This window comes from Sphingobium sp. 15-1 (assembly GCF_013375535.1).
In the GTDB taxonomy this organism is placed as follows: Bacteria; Pseudomonadota; Alphaproteobacteria; order Sphingomonadales; family Sphingomonadaceae; genus Sphingobium; species Sphingobium aromaticivastans.
On the sequence record NZ_JABXJG010000002.1, the window covers coordinates 70,635 to 86,981 of the forward strand.

General features: G+C 65.3%; 17 protein-coding genes. 8 read left to right on the plus strand and 9 right to left on the minus strand.

Annotated features, from left to right (window positions below; all coding sequences use genetic code 11):
* Nucleotides 1-169 precede the first annotated feature (169 nt).
* From HUK72_RS16705 to HUK72_RS16735, 7 genes are all read left to right on the plus strand, one after another.
* Nucleotides 170-904 (plus strand): response regulator, encoded by a 735-nt coding sequence (locus tag HUK72_RS16705; protein WP_176597950.1) that lies wholly within the window; start codon nt 170-172, stop codon nt 902-904.
* Nucleotides 901-2,271: an ATP-binding protein gene (locus HUK72_RS16710; RefSeq protein ID WP_176597951.1), complete on the plus strand. Its 1,371-nt coding sequence runs from the start codon at nt 901-903 to the stop codon at nt 2,269-2,271. The genes HUK72_RS16705 and HUK72_RS16710 overlap by 4 nt, the downstream gene beginning before the upstream one ends.
* A gap of 175 nt (nt 2,272-2,446) precedes the next feature.
* Nucleotides 2,447-2,737: a hypothetical protein gene (locus tag HUK72_RS16715; RefSeq protein WP_176597952.1), complete on the plus strand. Its 291-nt coding sequence runs from the start codon at nt 2,447-2,449 to the stop codon at nt 2,735-2,737.
* Entirely contained in the window at nt 2,724-4,667 is a 1,944-nt protein-coding gene (locus HUK72_RS16720) for a PrkA family serine protein kinase (RefSeq protein ID WP_176597953.1), read from the plus strand. The genes HUK72_RS16715 and HUK72_RS16720 overlap by 14 nt, the downstream gene beginning before the upstream one ends.
* A gap of 35 nt (nt 4,668-4,702) precedes the next feature.
* Nucleotides 4,703-6,010 (plus strand): YeaH/YhbH family protein, encoded by a 1,308-nt coding sequence (locus tag HUK72_RS16725; RefSeq protein WP_176597954.1) that lies wholly within the window; start codon nt 4,703-4,705, stop codon nt 6,008-6,010.
* Nucleotides 6,011-6,023: 13 nt separating this feature from the next.
* Complete coding sequence (locus HUK72_RS16730) at nt 6,024-7,565, plus strand: SpoVR family protein (RefSeq protein ID WP_176597955.1); 1,542 nt, start codon at nt 6,024-6,026, stop codon at nt 7,563-7,565.
* 164 nt (nt 7,566-7,729) lie between these two features.
* Entirely contained in the window at nt 7,730-7,933 is a 204-nt protein-coding gene (locus tag HUK72_RS16735) for a hypothetical protein (RefSeq protein WP_176597956.1), read from the plus strand.
* 5 nt (nt 7,934-7,938) lie between these two features.
* Here HUK72_RS16735 and cobF read toward each other — a convergent pair whose 3' ends face one another.
* Genes cobF through cbiE form a run of 5 tightly spaced genes read right to left on the minus strand, consistent with a single transcriptional unit; the run spans nt 7,939 to nt 12,356 of the window.
* Nucleotides 7,939-8,694, minus strand: coding sequence for a precorrin-6A synthase (deacetylating) (gene cobF / locus HUK72_RS16740; RefSeq protein WP_176597957.1), 756 nt, complete (start codon nt 8,692-8,694; stop codon nt 7,939-7,941).
* Nucleotides 8,691-10,010, minus strand: coding sequence for a cobyrinate a,c-diamide synthase (locus HUK72_RS16745; protein WP_176597958.1), 1,320 nt, complete (start codon nt 10,008-10,010; stop codon nt 8,691-8,693). The genes cobF and HUK72_RS16745 overlap by 4 nt, the downstream gene beginning before the upstream one ends.
* Complete coding sequence (cobM, locus tag HUK72_RS16750) at nt 10,007-10,789, minus strand: precorrin-4 C(11)-methyltransferase (protein WP_176597959.1); 783 nt, start codon at nt 10,787-10,789, stop codon at nt 10,007-10,009. Before cobM ends, HUK72_RS16745 begins: the two co-directional genes overlap by 4 nt.
* Entirely contained in the window at nt 10,786-11,151 is a 366-nt protein-coding gene (locus tag HUK72_RS16755; RefSeq protein WP_176597960.1) for a cobalamin biosynthesis protein, read from the minus strand. Before HUK72_RS16755 ends, cobM begins: the two co-directional genes overlap by 4 nt.
* Nucleotides 11,148-12,356 (minus strand): precorrin-6y C5,15-methyltransferase (decarboxylating) subunit CbiE, encoded by a 1,209-nt coding sequence (cbiE, locus tag HUK72_RS16760; protein WP_176597961.1) that lies wholly within the window; start codon nt 12,354-12,356, stop codon nt 11,148-11,150. The genes HUK72_RS16755 and cbiE overlap by 4 nt, the downstream gene beginning before the upstream one ends.
* Here cbiE and HUK72_RS16765 point away from each other — a divergent pair.
* Complete coding sequence (locus HUK72_RS16765) at nt 12,355-13,104, plus strand: cobalt-precorrin-6A reductase (RefSeq protein WP_176598841.1); 750 nt, start codon at nt 12,355-12,357, stop codon at nt 13,102-13,104. The two genes, cbiE and HUK72_RS16765, sit on opposite strands and share 2 nt — an antisense overlap.
* Here the strand turns inward: HUK72_RS16765 and cobJ are convergent.
* Genes cobJ through HUK72_RS16785 form a run of 4 tightly spaced genes read right to left on the minus strand, consistent with a single transcriptional unit; the run spans nt 13,080 to nt 16,235 of the window.
* A complete protein-coding gene (cobJ, locus tag HUK72_RS16770) occupies nt 13,080-13,829 on the minus strand; it encodes a precorrin-3B C(17)-methyltransferase (protein ID WP_176597962.1) in 750 nt (249 codons plus the stop codon). The two genes, HUK72_RS16765 and cobJ, sit on opposite strands and share 25 nt — an antisense overlap.
* Nucleotides 13,826-14,545 (minus strand): precorrin-2 C(20)-methyltransferase, encoded by a 720-nt coding sequence (cobI, locus tag HUK72_RS16775; protein ID WP_176597963.1) that lies wholly within the window; start codon nt 14,543-14,545, stop codon nt 13,826-13,828. The genes cobJ and cobI overlap by 4 nt, the downstream gene beginning before the upstream one ends.
* Nucleotides 14,542-15,171 (minus strand): precorrin-8X methylmutase, encoded by a 630-nt coding sequence (locus tag HUK72_RS16780; RefSeq protein ID WP_176597964.1) that lies wholly within the window; start codon nt 15,169-15,171, stop codon nt 14,542-14,544. Before HUK72_RS16780 ends, cobI begins: the two co-directional genes overlap by 4 nt.
* The gene (locus tag HUK72_RS16785; RefSeq protein WP_176598842.1) at nt 15,171-16,235 is read right to left on the minus strand and encodes a cobalamin biosynthesis protein CobG; all 1,065 of its coding nucleotides are present in this window, start codon (nt 16,233-16,235) and stop codon (nt 15,171-15,173) included. The genes HUK72_RS16780 and HUK72_RS16785 overlap by 1 nt, the downstream gene beginning before the upstream one ends.
* Between the last annotated feature and the right edge of the window lie 112 nt (nt 16,236-16,347).

The following is a 16,347-nucleotide window of genomic DNA, read 5'->3' on the forward strand; positions in this document are numbered from 1 at the left end:
AAGGTCGGCTCCATCGCTGGCGCCGACCTTGTCCTCATGATCGCTTGGCCCGTACCATGGTAGCGCGACTGTTTGTCCCGATGGTTCAAACTGTAGCACATTGTATCTTTATGTATCGGCGCTGGCGGCGGGCGCAGACGCGGCGCGAAAATGCGGTTAGAAGGCGATCATGCCCGATCTGTCCCGTCCGCCCCGCGTGATTGTCGTCGATGATGATGAGGATATACGGGATCTGATCGTCGGCCAGCTCGCGCAGGAGCATTATGAGGTGCTGGCGGCGGGCAGCCTGGGCGAATTGCAGGCGCTGACGGCGGCGCGGCCAGTCGACCTGATCGTGCTCGACCTCAACCTGCCCGACGGCGACGGCCTGTCGCTGTGCCGGGAATTGCGGGCGCAGGGCAACGGCGTTCAGATCATCATGGTGACGGCGCGGGGCAGCGCCATCGACCGGGTGCTGGGGCTGGAGCTGGGCGCGGACGATTATCTGACCAAGCCGTTCGAGCCTCGCGAGCTGCTGGTGCGGGTCCGCAACCTGTTGCGGCGGTCCCGGAACGAGGAACCGGCGCGGCAGAAGACGGCGCGGATCGCGCGTTTCGGACCCTGGCGGCTGGACCTGTTCCAGCGCCGCCTGATCGCCAGCGACGACCGGCTGATCATGCTGTCTTCCGCCGAGTTCCGCCTGCTTTCGCGCTTTATAGAGGAGCCCAATGTCGTCCTGTCGCGTGAGGCGCTGGTGCCGGAACGGCGGGCGACGGCGGCGTTCGACCGGTCGATCGATCTCCAGGTCAGCCGCTTGCGGCAGAAGCTGGCCGGGGATTCAGGCGATGGGCCCGGCGGCGGCGGCCTGATCCTGACGGTGCGCGGCGAAGGCTATGTGCTGGCCAGCACGGTGAATTACGAATGATGGTGTCGGTCGTGGCGCGCGCGCGCAATTTCTTCCGGTCGCTGGTGGGGCAGATTTTCCTGCTGCTGACGGTCGGCATGACGATCGCCGCCGTGTTGGCGCTATTGGTCGCTGAACAGGCCCGGCATCTCGATTTCGAACGTTGGCGCCTGCAGCGAGTGGTGGCGAGCGCCGTCGACATCGCGCAGCGCCTCAGCCATGACCCGGTGCGGATCGAGGCGATGCTCAAGGACCAGCAGATCATGGGCGCCAGGACGGCGCCGAGCGGAATCGCCCTGACCGATCCGGACCCCGCGCTGGCGCATGCGCTGGAGGCGCGGTTCGGGCCGCACTCCAGCCCGGAGGCGGGGCAGGTGCCCGTCGGGCTCTGCTTCCCCGCGAGCAAGGCCGATCCGAACAACCGTGCGGCTGGACTGATCGGCGCGCCGCGGCCCGATTGCTGGGTCGTCCGCTTTACCGACAGCACGGGCGAACGGCGGTCGCTCGCGCTCTATCTGCCGCGCCTGGTCAAACCGCCCAGCAATCTCGCCAAGCCGGTCTATCTGCTGCTGATCCTGCTGTCTTCGGCAGGTCTGGCGATCGTCGTGGCGCGTTTCGTCGCCAAGCCGCTGCGCCGGCTGGAGCGGGCGGCCGAGGCTTTCTCGGTATCGATCGACCCGGAGGAAATTCCTGAGCGCGGGCCGGAAGAGGTGCGGGCGGCGCTCTCGACCTTCAACCTGATGCAGCGCCGGGTGCGGGCGGGCTTTGCCGAGCGGACGCAGTTGCTGGCCGCGATCAGCCACGATCTCCAGACGCCACTCACCCGCCTGCGTCTGAGGCTGGAACTGGTGGAGAATGAGGAATTGCGGGCGCGGCTGCTACAGGATCATCAGGCGATGATGACGCTGGTGCGCGAGGGGCTGGACCTGGCGGCCAGCACCGAAGCGCAGGAGGATTGGTCGATGATCGACATCGATTCGCTGCTCATCAGCATGGCGGAGGACGCGCAGGATCTGGGATCGCCGGTGCGTTTCCTGGCGGGCTGCGGCGGGACCGTGCGGGTCAAGCCCAATGCGTTGACGCGCTGCATCAGCAATCTGGTGAGCAACGCGGTCAAATATGGCGGCAGCGCGGACGTCAGTTGCGCGCGGCAGGGGGGACGCGTGCTGATCGAGGTGCGCGATCATGGGCCGGGAATCGCGCCGGACCAACTGGATCAGATGTTTGAGCCTTTCACGCGGGGGGCGGCCGGGCAGCCGGGCGGACGGCCGGGGACGGGCATCGGTCTGACCATCGCGCGGTCGCTGGCGCTGAGTTTTGAGGCTTCTGTGCGGTTGGCGAATGCGCCGGATGGGGGGCTGGTGGCTACGATCGATATGAAGGCCTGAAGAATCGATTCAGAAGGCGAGCATTATTGTGTTTGAAGCGCCTCGTGCAGGAGCCTAGTTCCGCCGTTTGAACTGGGCTCCTGCCTACGCAGGAGCACGGGGCGCAATGGAACCATCGCCGCTTTGGAGAGATTATCTCTTTACCCTCTTCCCTCTGACGGCCTCAGGTGACACTATGCATTCGATCGCGGCGGGGGCACGTCGCGCCGATTTGAAGATGCCGCAAGGCGACGGCGTGGCAATGGTGATGCCAGCCTTAGAAGACCCTTGTGCGAATACCGGAAATGCTCTTGCGTCGCCGGATAAGCATCGTGCGTTCTTTTGCGAAGAACTTGGCGGATTAACTTTTGGAAAGATTAAAAGTTTTTCATCTGCCACGGTTGTATTACGCTGTTTTTACAGACCATATGGGTCTATACTGCATAACACGGCTACTTTAGCGGGAGTCGCCAGTGACAAAGAATGAGCTGTTTTCCAGCTTTACGCGGAAGTTCGATGATCGGCGTCAGGCCGAAATGTCCATCGAAGATTATCTGCTGGGATGTCGCAACGATCCATTGATGCATGCATCAGCGCCGGAGCGATTGCTGGCGGCGATCGGTGAGCCGGAGATCATCGACACCTCGCGCGATCAGCGGCTGGGCCGGATCTTCATGAACCGGACGATCCGGCGCTACAAGAGCTTCACCAATTTCTACGGCATGGAAGGGACGATCGAGCATATCGTCAGCTTCCTGCGCCATGCCAGTCAGGGATTGGAGGAGCGCAAGCAGATACTCTACCTGCTGGGTCCGGTCGGCGGCGGCAAATCGTCGCTGGCGGAGCGGCTGAAGGCGCTGATGGAGGCGCATCCCATCTATGTGCTGAAGGCGGGGGACGAGGTCAGCCCGATCTTCGAAAGCCCGCTCGCGCTGTTCGATGCCGATCAGCATGGCGACTTCATCGAGGAAAATTACGCCATTCCCCGGCGGCGGCTGACCGGCATGATCAGCCCCTGGTGCCGCAAGCGGCTGGACGAGTTCGGCGGCGACCTCTCCCAGTTCAAGGTCGTGCGCATGATGCCCTCGCGCATGCGGCAGGTGGCGATCGCCAAGACCGAGCCGGGTGACGAGAATAATCAGGACATCAGCTCGCTGGTCGGCAAGGTCGACATCCGCAAGCTGGAGATGCTCTCGCAAAATGATCCCGATGCCTACAGCTATTCCGGCGGCCTCAACCGGGCCAATCAGGGCATGCTGGAATTTGTCGAGATGTTCAAGGCGCCGATCAAGATGCTCCACCCGTTGCTGACCGCGACGCAGGAGGGCAATTATATCGGCACGGAGAATATCGGCGCCATTCCCTACACCGGGATCATCATGGCCCACAGCAATGAATCGGAATGGGCGAATTTCAAGAACAACAAGAATAATGAAGCGTTCATCGACCGCATCTACGTCATCAAGGTGCCCTATAGTTTGCAGGCCACCGAAGAACGGCATGTTTATGAGAAGTTGCTGAGGGAATCCGATCTCAGCAAGGCGCCCTGCGCGCCGGGGACTTTGGACATGCTGGCGCGCTTTTCCGTGCTGACACGGCTGCGGGAGCATGAGAACAGCAATCTCTATTCCAAGATGCGCGTCTATGACGGCGAGATGCTGCGGGAGATCGATCCCAGGGCCAAGAGCCTTCAGGAATATCGGGATTCCGCGGGCGTGGATGAAGGCATGTCGGGCATTTCCACCCGCTTCGCTTTCAAGGCGCTGTCGGCCACCTTCAACCATGACACTATCGAGATTGGAGCCGATCCGGTCCACCTGATGTATGTGCTGGAAGGCATGGTGCGGCAGGAGCAGTTCCCGGCCGAGGTCGAAGCACGCTATCTGGAGTTCATCAAGGGCGAGCTGGCGCCGCGCTATGCCGAGTTCATCGGCAATGAGATTCAGAAGGCCTATCTGGAATCATACCATGATTACGGCCAAAATCTGTTCGACCGCTATGTCGCCTATGCCGATGCGTGGATCGAGGATCTGGATTTCAAGGACCCGGATACCGGGCAGTTGCTGGACCGGGAGGTCATCAATCAGGAACTGTCCAAGACCGAAAAGCCGGCCGGCATCGCCAATCCCAAGGATTTCCGGAATGAGGTCGTGAAATTCGCGTTGCGCATGCGGGCGAACAATGACGGGCGCAACCCGTCATGGACCAGCTACGAGAAAATCCGCGATGTCATCGAGAAGCGGATGTTCAGCCAGGTCGAGGATCTGCTGCCGGTCATCAGCTTCGGATCGAAGAAGGACGGCGACACCGCGAGCAAGCACGACGAATTCGTCGCGCGGATGATCGAAAGGGGCTATACTGAGCGCCAGGTCCGGCGGCTTGTCGAATGGTATATCCGGGTCAAGCAGGCTGGATGACGGCAGGCCGATTGATGGAGGGCCTATAGGGCACCATGCACATAGTCGACAGACGGCTGAATCCAGGAGGCAAGAGCCTGGTCAACAGGCAGCGCTTCCTGCGGAGGGCAAGGGCCTATGTGCAGCAAGCGGTGCGCGACAGCCTGAAGGACCGCAGCATCAAGGATCTGGACAAGGAAGGCCAGATTTCCATCCAGCGCGACGTCATCCACGAACCGACGCTGCACCGCGCCGCGCAGGGCGGCAATCGGGAACGCGTCTTTCCCGGCAATCACGACTATATGGAAGGCGACCGGATCAAGCGGCCCGATGGCGGCGCGGGCGCGGGGTCGAAGGCCGGGCAGGGCGAGGGGAATGACGATTTCCAGTTCGCGCTCAGCCGGGAAGAGTTTCTGGATCTGTTCCTGGACGATCTGGAACTGCCGGACCTCGCCAAGCGGCGGCTGATCGGCGGTGCGGTCGACGGCATCCGGCGGGCGGGCTATTCAACCGCGGGCAACCCATCCAACCTCTCCGTGCCGCGCACCATGCAGAAGGCGATGTCGCGGCGGCTGGCGCTGCGTCGTCCCAAGGGCGCCGACCTTGCCCGGATCGAGGAGGAGATCGCGCTGATCGAGGGGCGCGATCCTGCCTTGCCCGACGATGCCGTGCGGCTGGAGGCGTTGCGCGAGGAACGCTCGACCATCATCCGGCGGCGCAACCTCATCGCCTATATCGATCCCGTCGACCTGCGTTACCGCCGGTTCGAAACGGTACCGAAGCCCGTTGCGCAGGCGGTGATGTTCTGCCTCATGGACGTTTCCGGCTCCATGACAGAGCATATGAAGGATTTGGCGAAGCGTTTCTTCGCGTTGTTGCACTTGTTCCTGACGCGCTGCTACGAGCATGTCGAGGTGGTGTTCATCCACCATACCGACCGGGCGGCGGAGGTGGATGAGCAGACCTTCTTCTACAGCACGGTCACGGGCGGCACTTTGGTGTCGAGCGCGCTGGAGAAGTTGATAGAGGTGGTGCAGGAACGTTTCCGACCCGACGACTGGAACATCTATGTGGCGCAGGCGTCCGACGGCGACACCATGCAATCCGACAATGGCCGGGTGGTCAGCCTGATGCAGCAGGAAATCCTGCCGTTCAGCCAATATTTCGCCTATCTGGAAGTCGGGCGCGAGGAATTTGCCGACATAGAGGCGATCGGGACGGCGACCGGGCTGTGGCAGGCTTATGCCCCGGTAAGCGAGGCCAACCGCAATTTCGTGATGCGCAAGGTGCATCACAGGCGCGAAATCTACCCCGTTTTCCGCGAGTTGTTCCAGCGCAAGGGCGTGGCGGAGCGGAGTTCATGATGATGGAGTTGGCATGACGGTCGCTCTCGCACCGGCCCCGCTGTTCACGGGGAGCGATTGGGATTTTTCCCTCATCAACCGCATCCACGACACGATCGAACCGATCGCGCTTCAGGAAATGAAGCTGGACATCTATCCCAACCAGATAGAGATCATCAGCGCGGAGCAGATGCTGGACGCTTATTCGTCCATCGGCATGCCGCTTTTCTACAAGCATTGGTCCTTCGGAAAGCAGTTCGTGACCAATGAGATGATGTACCGCAAGGGGCTGCGCGGCCTGGCCTATGAATTAGTCATCAACAGCGATCCCTGCATCAACTATCTGATGCAGGAAAACAGCGCGACGATGCAGACTTTGGTCATCGCGCATGCCGCCTTCGGGCATAATCATTTCTTCAAGAATAATTATGTCTTCAAGCAATGGACGGACGCTGAAGGGATTCTCGACTATCTGGAGTTCGCCAAGCGCTATATCGCGCAATGCGAGGAGCGCTATGGCCAGTTGCCGGTCGAGCGGGTGCTGGATGCCGCCCATGCGCTGATGAACCAGGGCGTGCATCGCTATCCGCGCATCCGGCCGAGGGATTTGAAGGCGGAGGCGGCGCGGGAAGCGGAGCGTCAAGCCTATCGCGACCGCATCTATGACGATCTGTGGCGCACGGTGCCCACTGGCGCGAAGGCGGACGCGATCCCCAGCGATGCAAGGCGGGCGGCGCTTGGGCTGCCGCAGGAGAATATCCTCTATTTTCTGGAGAAAACCGGGCCGCGGCTGGAAAGCTGGCAGCGGGAAATATTGCGGATCGTGCGGCTGATCGCGCAATATTTCTACCCGCAGCGCCAGACCAAGGCGATGAATGAAGGGTGCGCCACCTATACCCATTACCGCATCATGACGACGCTGCATGAACGGGGCTGGATCACCGACGGTTCGTTCATGGAATTCCTGTCATCCCATACCAATGTCGTCTATCAACCCACTTATGATTCAGGACATTTTGGCGGATTCAACCCCTATGCTCTGGGGTTCGGCATCATGTCGGACATTGAACGCATCTGCCGCGAACCGACAGAGGAGGACCGGGAATGGTTCCCGGAGATCGCCGGATCGGGCGATGCGATAGAGGTGCTGAAGGACATCTGGGCCAATTATCGGGACGAGAGCTTCGTTTCGCAGTTCTTGAGCCCCCATCTGATCCGGCAATGGCGCTTGTTCAAGATACTCGACAAGCAGGGTGAGTCGGAATTGCGGGTCGACGCCATTCATGACGAGCGCGGTTATCGGCGGATTCGCCGCTCCCTGGCGCGGGAATATGAGATCGGGCGGCAGGAACCGGACATCCAGGTGGTCGACGTCGACCTGGCCGGCGACCGCAAGCTGATCGTGGAGCATGCCGTGCTGGACGGTGTGCAACTGGATGCGGGCGATGCCGCCATGGTATTGCAAAATCTGGCGAATCTGTGGGGTTATGAAGTGCTGTTGAAGGAGGTCGACTCCGAGACGCGCAAGGAGCTCAAGAGCCACAGCGCGCAGCCCAATGCGGGGTGGTTGCGCTGAACCGGTGCGGAGGAAAGGCCGGCGTCGGAGGCGCGCAAGATTCCGTTTTCAATCCACGATGGGAACGGCTAAGTTGTCCGCCGGTTTTTCGTGGGCGGACTCTGTCTGTCGCTCTGACAAAGCGATGGAGAGGATGAGCCCCGCGACAGGCAGGAGTTCGATTCATGACGAATGCTCTTACTCCAGAAGAGTGTCTTGACCGGGCAAGAATGCATGATCAGTTGGCGGCGACGACCGCCGACGCCTCGGCACGAATGATGCATCAGGCCATGGCCGCCGAATTCCGCCGCCGGGCCGAAATGGCGGTCGACGGCATGCGGCAGGTGGCCAGCAGGCCTATCATCGAATTGATGCCCAACGTCGCCTGACGGCTTCAGGGCTGTTCGCCCCGGCCGCGTCTGCGCAGAAGGTAGATGTCCATGATCCAGCCATGCTCCTTGCGGAGCGTGGCGCGGCTTTGGATGATTTCCGGACCGGCCGTGGCCAGTGGGCCATGCATTAGCGCCTCTTGCGGCATGGCGAGATAGGCGCCCCACCATATGTCGATGCCATCAGTAGGCAGGGTCTGGAAGGCGCAATCGCCGTCCAGCATGACGACGATGCTGTCCGCGCCGTCCGGCCAGCCCTGCTCGCGCAGCCGTCTGCCCGTGGTGATCAGCACGGGTTCGGCCAGATCGTTGAGGCAGATGCCGTGGGCGGCGGTCAGCGCCTGGACGCTGGTGATTCCGGGGATGACCTGGACCTGCGTGTCGGGCAGACGTCCGGCGATGCGCAGGCTGCTGTCGTAGAGCGACGGATCGCCCCAGACCAGCAGCGCCAGCGTGCCGCCATTGGGAAGATGCCGGGCGATCTGTTCCGTCCAGAGCGTTGCGATGGCGTCATGCCAATCGAGGACGGCGCCGACATAATCATGCTGGCCCGCACGCTGGGGCATGTCGAATTCCGCGATCTGGACGGGGTTGGTCAGCAGTTGCGCGCAGATGGCGCGGCGCAGGTCGATAAGGTCCGATTTCTCCCCGCCCTTGCGGGGCAGCAGGATCAGGTCGGCGGCGTTCATCGCCTTCACCGCCGCGAAGGTCAGATGGTCGGGATTGCCCGTGCCGATGCCGATGAGGTTGAGGGTGATCATGCGGAGGCTTCCGATGCGGGGGCGATGAGGTGGAAGAAGCTGCCGGTGACGGGGCCGCGATGCGATCCGGTGGAGGCGACGGGGTTGCCCTCCGCATCGGTGACGCGGGCGAGCGGGCTGTCGGGCTGCTCGATGATGGTGGAATAGTGGAATTCATGACCGTTCAGCGGGGTGCCGGCGGGCATGCCGCCCATGGGTGCCAGCAGGTGCGCCCGGCGGTAACCAAGATGCAGGCGGCGCTCCGCAAAGCTGGTGACGAGGCCCAGCAGGCCAGCCATGGCGTGCGCCTGGCTCTGCGCGTCGATCAGGGCTTGCCCCAGCACCATATAGCCGCCGCATTCGCCATGGACGGGGCGGTTCTGTGCATGGCGGCGCAGGCCCGACAGGAAATGTCCCGCATGGGCGATGCGCGCCGCGTGCAGTTCGGGATAGCCGCCAGACAGCCAGACGGCGTCGGCATCGGCGGCGGGGGCTTCATCGGCCAGCGGCGAGAAGGGCAGGATTTCCGCGCCTGCGCCGCGCCAGTCCGAGAGAAGATGCGCGTAGGTGAAGGAAAAGGCATGATCCTGGGCGATGGCGATGCGCTGGCCCGGCGGGGGGACGGGTGGAACCGGGCGATGGTCTTGTGGCGCGGCCGGGCGGGCAGCTTCGCGGATCGCGGTGAGGTCCACATGTGCGGCAATGATGTCGGCCATGCGTTCTATCGTCTGGTCGAGATCGGCTTGTTCGGCGGCCTGGACCAGCCCCAGATGCCGTTCCGGCAAGCCCAGCTCGGCAGAGCGCGGGATGGCGCCCAGGACGGATATGCCTGCTTGCGCCATGGCGGCGCGGATCAGCCGTTCATGGCGCTCGCTGGCGACATGGTTCAGGATCACGCCCGCCATGGCGACGTCGGAACGCAATGTGCGGAAACCGCTGGCGATGGCGGCGGCGGACTGGCTCTGGCCCGACACGTCCATCACTAGGACGACCGGCCAGCCGAACAGCGCGGCGATGTCGGCGCTGGAGCCGGTGCCCGCTTCGCCGCTCGTGGGCGCGCCGTCGAACAGGCCCATCACGCCTTCCGTCAGGATAATGTCGGCGTCTGCTTGCCCGGCGATGGCGGCGATCCGCGCTGGTGGCATGGCCCAGCTATCGAGGTTGAAGGACGGGCGGCGGCTGGCTGCCTGCTGGAAGGCGGGGTCGATATAGTCGGGGCCGGATTTGAACGGCTGGACCCTGAGCCCCATGCGGGTGAAGGCGCGCAGCAGGCCGAGCGTGACGGTGGTCTTGCCCGATCCGGACCGGGGGGCAGCGATGAGCAGGCCGGGCGTCATGGCTTGTTGATGAAGACGGAATCGGCGCTGGACGGGCGGAACCGGCGGTCATAGCCGGGCGCGTAGAGGCTGCTTTCCGCGAAATCCTGACTGCTCAGGACCGGGCCGACCAGGATGATGGCGGTGCGTTCGGGGCCGTCGGCGGCGGCATCCGCGATGGTGTGGAGCTTGGCGCGGACGATGCGCTGGTCCGGCCAGCTTGCGCGCCAGATAATGGCTGCGGGGCATTCCGCGCCATAGAGCGGCGTCAGGTCGCTGACCACCTGCGCCAGATTGTGGATCGAAAGATGGATGGCGAGCGTGGCGCCGGTCGCGCCGAAGGCGGTCAGGCTTTCGCCTGGCGGCATGGCGCTGGCGCGGCCGGGCGTGCGGGTGAGGACAAGGGACTGGCCGAGTTCGGGCAGAGTCAGCTCCGCGCCGATGGCGGCGGCGGCCGCGGCGAAGGAGGGGACGCCGGGCGTTATGTCATAGGGGATGCCGAGCGCCTTGAGGCGGCGGAGCTGCTCGCCCATGGCCGACCAGACCGACAGGTCGCCGGAATGGAGGCGGGCGATGTCCTGCCCTGCTGCATCGGCCTCAGCCATGATGCCGATGATTTCGTCCAGAGTGAGTGGCGCGCTGTTCACGATCCGCGCGTCGGGCGGGCAATGATCGAGCAGGGCGGAGGGCACGAGCGATCCGGCATAGAGGCAGACGGGGCAGCTTGCGATCAGGTCGCGGCCGCGCAGGGTGATGAGGTCGGGCGCGCCGGGGCCTGCGCCGATGAAATGGACGGTCATGGGAGGAGGCTTTCGGCTAGGGCGCAGCTTGCGAGGCGGTCGGGCGAGAGGGAGCGGGGGGCCAAGAGGCGGGCGTTAGAGGCCAAGGCGGCCAGGGCGGCGGCTTCGGCCACGCTGCCCGTGCCATGGGCGGCGAGGCTGGCGGAGGATTGGGTCAGTGTGGGTTGATCGATTAACCGGTCCGCCGGGATGGGGATGAGGGGGAGGGCGAGCTTTTGCGCCAAGGGTGCGAGCTGGTCCGCCTTGCGGTCGAGGGTGGCGAGCGCGTCGACGGCGATTGTCGTGCCGGCCGCCTTCTCCAACGCGGATTCCAGCGAGGCGAGGGATGCGCTTTGGCGGAAGCCGAAACCGGCGACGATCATAGGGCGATGCTCCACTGCACCAGCGGATAGGCGGCGTGCCAGCCGCGACGGGTGCCGAGGGGAGCCGCCTGCGCAAGTTCGATGCGCAAGAGGTCGCCGCCTTTGAGGGCATGCCATTGGGCGAGCAGCGCTTCGGATTCGAGCGTGACGGCGTTGGCGACGAGGCGGGTCGGGCCGCCGGGAAGGGCGAACAGGGTTTCGAGCAAAGACTGGCTGAGACCGCCGCCAATGAAAATGGCATCGGGACGGGTGCGCCCTTCCAGAATATCCGGCGCTCTGCCTTCGATGACGGTCAGGCGGTCCACGCCCAGGGCCAGGGCGTTGGCGCGGGCGCGTTCTGCGCGTTCGGGATCGGCTTCGAAGGCGATGGCGGCGGTCGACGGATGGCTGAGCAGCCATTCTATCGCAATCGACCCGGACCCCGCCCCTATGTCCCACAATGTTTCGCCGGGGCGAGGAGCCAGCGCGGACAGGGTCAGGGCGCGGGCGGGGCGCTTGGTGATCTGGCCGTCATGATCGAACCAGTCGTCCGGAATGCCGCTGGAGCGAGGGAGCGTCCGGCCTTCTCCTGCCACGGACAGGCCGACGGCGACCGGATGGGCGATGTCGGTAAGGTCCAGCGTCTCCGCCGTGCACTGGCGGATGCGTTCGCGCGAGCCGCCCAGCGCTTCCAGCACATATAGGGTTGAGGCGCCGAAGCCTTGCTCTGTCAGCCAGGCGGCCAGTTCGCCTACCGCCGGGCCGTCGCGCAGTAGCAGGATGGCGCGGCGGCCCGGCACGAGGCATGGGCGCAACCGCGTCAACGGCGCGGCGTGGAGGCCGTGGCATTCTATATGCTGAATCGCCCAGCCGAGCCGGGCGGCGGCAAGGGCGAAGGTGGAGGGTGCGGGATGCGCCGTCCATTCCCGCTGCTCCAGATGCCGTGTGACGCTGGTCCCCGCGCTGAACCAGAAGGGATCGCCCGAGGCGAGCATGACGGTGGGCTTTCCGCGACGGGACAGCAGCATCCGCACGCCCTCTTCGAACGGGACTGGCCAGCTCAGCCTTTCCGCCTTAAGGGCGGGCAGCAGCGCAAGATGGCGCGCAGCTCCCATTACGAGCGCGGCGTCCTCGAGCGCGGCGCGGGCGGCGGACGACAGGCCATGCAGGCCGTCTTCCCCGATTCCGACGATCGTCAGCCAGTGACCTTCAGGAGCTTCGGGCATTTCCAATATCCTCATATTGGGCGGGACGACCGAAGCCAGCGCGCTCGCCGTGGCGTTGGCGGAGCGGCGCGTGCGCGCTGTGTTGAGCTATGCCGGGCGGACGGACAGGCCGCGAGCGCAACCGGTGCCGGTGCGGGTCGGGGGCTTTGGCGGCGTGGCGGGGTTGGTTCGCCATCTGCGGGAGGAAAGCGTCACGCATCTGGTCGACGCGACCCATCCCTTCGCCGCGACGATGAGCGAGCATGCCGTGGCCGCCGCGCAAGAGGCTGGGGTGGCGCATATCATGCTGACCCGGCCGCCCTGGATTGCGGCGGAAGGAGACCGCTGGACGCATGTGCCGGACATCGCCGGAGCGGTCGCCGCGTTGGAGGGGCCTGCGCGCAATGTCATGCTGGCGCTCGGGCGGATGCATGTGGACGCCTTCGCTGCGCAGCCGCAGCATCATTATCTGTTGCGCTTTGTCGATAAGCCGGCCGTTGCGCCGGGACTGCCGCGTCATGCTCTGGTGGTCGACCGGGGGCCTTTTTCCGTGGAGGGGGACATGCGGTTGATGCGCGATCACGGCATTGGCTGCATCGTCTCGAAAAATGCGGGCGGCAGCGGTGCGGAAGCCAAGATCGTCGCGGCGCGGATGCTGGGATTGCCGGTCGTGATGATCGACCGCCCGCCCTGTCCCGCCGCGCAGGTGACGCATCAGGTCGCCGGGGTGCTGCAATGGCTGGGTCATGCGGCGGAGCGTGGGGTATAGAGGATAGGCTGGCCGAGACGCTCGATCAGGCGGGTGCGGCTGGAACCGAGGATGACGACGGTGCGCATGTCGGCCATGTCGGGGGTGGCCTGGCTCAGTGGGACGATGCGCAGATCCTCCTCCGGCGTGGAGACGGCGCGGGCGAAGAGGATGAGGCGGTCCTCGCCGCACTCTTCCCGCAATATGTCCAGGGCGCGGCCGAAACCCTCCGGGCGCGACCGGGAGCGCGGATTGTAGAAGGCCATGGCGAAATCGGCCTGCGCCGCCAGACGCAGGCGGCGCTCGATCAGCGGCCAGGGCTTGAGATTGTCCGACAGGTTGATGGCGCAGAAATCATGGCCAAGCGGCGCGCCTGCCTTCGCGGCGGCGGCGAGCATGGCGGTGATGCCGGGCAGGACGCGGATGTCGAGGGCGCGCCAGTCCTCCGGGCCTGCTTCGAGGGCTTCGAACAGGGCGGAGGCCATGGCGAAGACGCCGGGGTCGCCGGAGGATATCACGGCCACTCGCTTCCCCTGGGCGGCGAGGGTCAGGGCATGCGCTGCCCGCTCCAGCTCGACGCGGTTGTCCGTGGCGTGGAGCATCAGGCCGGGCCGTGGGGCGATGCGGGCGACATAGGGGATATAGCCGATGACGTCGGTCGCCTCCGCCAGCGCATCGGACACTTCCGGGGTGATGAGCGCCTCCGCGCCGGGGCCCAGGCCTGCTATGGCGACCCAGCCCGTCATGGACGGCGGCCCTGCCCGTGGATGAGCAGGATCGAGAAATAGGCAGTAACGTCGGTCGCTTCGGCCAAAGGCGTGATGCGCTGATCGGCCATGGTCGCATATTCGACCAGCCAGGCGCAGTCCTGCTTGCCCGCCGCATCGACGGCGCGGCGGAGCTTGGGCAGGTTGCGGCCGATCTTCATCACGACCAGCGCATTGGTGTCGTGGATGCGGCGGGCCAGTTCCTCTTCGGGGAGGGTGGCCATCAGCACCGTCATGACATCGTCGCCCCAACTGATCGGCGTGCCGCTGGCGGTCCAGGCGCCGGACATGCCGGTGATGCCGGGGACGATCCTGACCGGCGCGGCCAGGCGGCTGTGCAGGTGCATGAAGCTGCCGTAGAAGAAGGGATCGCCCTCGCAGAGCACTACGACATCCTCGCCCCCGGCGGAAAGCCCGTCCAGATGGGCGGTGCAATCGGCGTAGAAGGCCGACAACAGGTCGTTATAGCGCGGGTCGGCCAGCGGGATTTCCGTCGTCACCGGATATTCCATGGGGAATTCGATGATGTCGGGGCGCAGCATGCCCTCCACGATCCGGCGGGCCTGGCCGGACTTTCCCCTCTTGCGGAAATAGGCGATGTGGCGGGCTTCGCGGATCAGGCGGTCGGCGCGGACACTCATCAGGTCCTGCGCGCCGGGGCCGAGGCCTACGCCGTGGATGGTGCCGTTGGTCATTCCGCCGGGCTCGCTATCGCATTGATCGCCGCGACCGTGATGGCGCTGCCGCCCAGGCGGCCCTCCACGATGCAGCAGGGCACGGCTTGGCTCTGCCAGAGCCCCTGTTTGGACTCCGCCGCGCCGACGAAGCCGACCGGGCAGCCGATGATCGCGGCGGGGCGCGGGCAGGTGGGGTCTTCCAGCATGTTGAGCAGGTGGAACAGCGCCGTCGGGGCGTTGCCGATGGCGACCAGCGCGCCTGCCAGATGAGGCCGCCAGAGTTCGAGCGCGGCGGCGGAGCGGGTGTTGGACATGCGCGCCGCCAGCGCGGGCACCTGGGGATCGTTCAGGGTGCAGAGGATCGGATTGGCGGCGGGCAGGCGCTTTGTGGTGATGCCTTCGAACACCATGCGCGCGTCGCAGAGGATCGGCGCGCCTGCCTCCAGCGCGGCGATGGCGGCCTGCGCGAAGCTTGGGGAAAAGCGGATATGCGGCGCGAGGGCGACCAGTCCCGCCGCGTGGATCATGCGGACGGCGATGCGTTCCTCTTCTGTGGAGAAGCGGGCGAGATCGGCTTCGGCGCGGATGGTGCGGAAGGACTCGCGGTAGATGGCGGCGCCGTCGGTTTCGTAGATATGGGGCATCAGGGGCTTCCGAAGAGAGCGAGAATCTGGCGGGGGGTGAGGTCCGTCCTGTCCGGAGGCGATCCGGCGCGGGCCTTGCGGGCGAGGTCGAAGCGGCCGTGGCGGCCGGTAAGGACGATGTCGGCGGGTCTGGGTCGCGCGCAGCCCTTGGCGCAGCCGGAAATATGCAGCGATCCGTCGACGAGAGGGGCTAGGCGCGCTGCCAGTTCGCGGGTCGGGACGCTCGCCTGCGGGCAGGCTGGCGCGCCGGGGCAGGCGTCGACGAGGAGCAGCGGGTCCGTGGGGGCGTGATCGTGGCTGGCGGTGCCGCCTTCAAGGATCAGACCGCGCCAGGGGGTGAGGCGCAGTGCGATGAGGCCTTGCTGTCCGGCCAGGGCGGCGAGGCTGTCGGCGCTGAGTTGGCCGAAGGGAATGCCATGGAAGGGGCCGGGGGCTTGCGCCAGAAGCTGCGGGAGCGAGCGGGAAGGGGCCGGCGCCACTTCCGGGGTCAGGGGCAAGGGGGCCTTGTGCCGGGCCATGCGGCCGGAACTGGCGCCGCCGGTTGCGACGAACCAGCGGGTCATGGCGATCAGGTCTTGCGCGGCCGTTTCGGGGCTGGTCGGGGCACCGAGGGCGTGGCCTTCGGCGCGGAGCAGCAAGCCGCCGGATACGCTCCGCTCCAGGCGGAAATCGGCGGGGACATAGGTGAGGCTGGGCGCGGGGCCGGTGTCGATGGCGATGCCGATCTTCGGCGGAAGTTCGGGGAAATCGTCGATATGGTCGAGAAGGTCTTGTGCGATGCGGGCCGTGTCGTCGGACGGTTCCCAGTCGGGCGTCAGGATGAAATTGCGGCGCGCTTCGCGAATGGGGTCGGGATCGGTGAGGCCGAGGGCGATGAGCTGTTCGAGCAGGGGTTTGTGGCTTTGCTCCGTCACGCCCCGGATTTGCAGCGCGGCGCGGTTGGTGAGATCGATCCGGCCGTTGCCGTGACGGCGGGCGGCATCGCTGAGCGCCATGTCCTGCGCGGCGGTCAGGCGGCCGAGCGGAGGGCGGACGCGCACCAGCAGGCCGTCGCCCGCCAGCATCGGGCGCCATGCCGTCGGACACCAGCCGCGAATGGCGGCGCTATGGACGCTTGGCGCGTCTGGCACTGGACTTCACCTCCCACGTCGCAACGACGACTGGAGGACGCCCCAG

Coding starts and splice junctions, on each gene's coding strand:
- cbiE (WP_176597961.1), bottom strand. CDS start 12,356: ATGCCCGAAGCTCCTGAAGGTCACTGGCTGACGATCGTCGGAATCGGG.
- HUK72_RS16735 (WP_176597956.1), top strand. CDS start 7,730: ATGACGAATGCTCTTACTCCAGAAGAGTGTCTTGACCGGGCAAGAATG.
- HUK72_RS16705 (WP_176597950.1), top strand. CDS start 170: ATGCCCGATCTGTCCCGTCCGCCCCGCGTGATTGTCGTCGATGATGAT.
- cobF (WP_176597957.1), bottom strand. CDS start 8,694: ATGATCACCCTCAACCTCATCGGCATCGGCACGGGCAATCCCGACCAT.
- HUK72_RS16755 (WP_176597960.1), bottom strand. CDS start 11,151: ATGATCGTCGCCGGTTTCGGCTTCCGCCAAAGCGCATCCCTCGCCTCG.
- cobI (WP_176597963.1), bottom strand. CDS start 14,545: ATGACCAACGGCACCATCCACGGCGTAGGCCTCGGCCCCGGCGCGCAG.
- HUK72_RS16780 (WP_176597964.1), bottom strand. CDS start 15,171: ATGCCCCATATCTACGAAACCGACGGCGCCGCCATCTACCGCGAGTCC.
- HUK72_RS16725 (WP_176597954.1), top strand. CDS start 4,703: ATGCACATAGTCGACAGACGGCTGAATCCAGGAGGCAAGAGCCTGGTC.
- cobJ (WP_176597962.1), bottom strand. CDS start 13,829: ATGACGGGCTGGGTCGCCATAGCAGGCCTGGGCCCCGGCGCGGAGGCG.
- HUK72_RS16730 (WP_176597955.1), top strand. CDS start 6,024: ATGACGGTCGCTCTCGCACCGGCCCCGCTGTTCACGGGGAGCGATTGG.
- HUK72_RS16745 (WP_176597958.1), bottom strand. CDS start 10,010: ATGACGCCCGGCCTGCTCATCGCTGCCCCCCGGTCCGGATCGGGCAAG.
- cobM (WP_176597959.1), bottom strand. CDS start 10,789: ATGACCGTCCATTTCATCGGCGCAGGCCCCGGCGCGCCCGACCTCATC.
- HUK72_RS16785 (WP_176598842.1), bottom strand. CDS start 16,235: ATGCTGGCGGGCGACGGCCTGCTGGTGCGCGTCCGCCCTCCGCTCGGC.
- HUK72_RS16715 (WP_176597952.1), top strand. CDS start 2,447: ATGCATTCGATCGCGGCGGGGGCACGTCGCGCCGATTTGAAGATGCCG.
- HUK72_RS16710 (WP_176597951.1), top strand. CDS start 901: ATGATGGTGTCGGTCGTGGCGCGCGCGCGCAATTTCTTCCGGTCGCTG.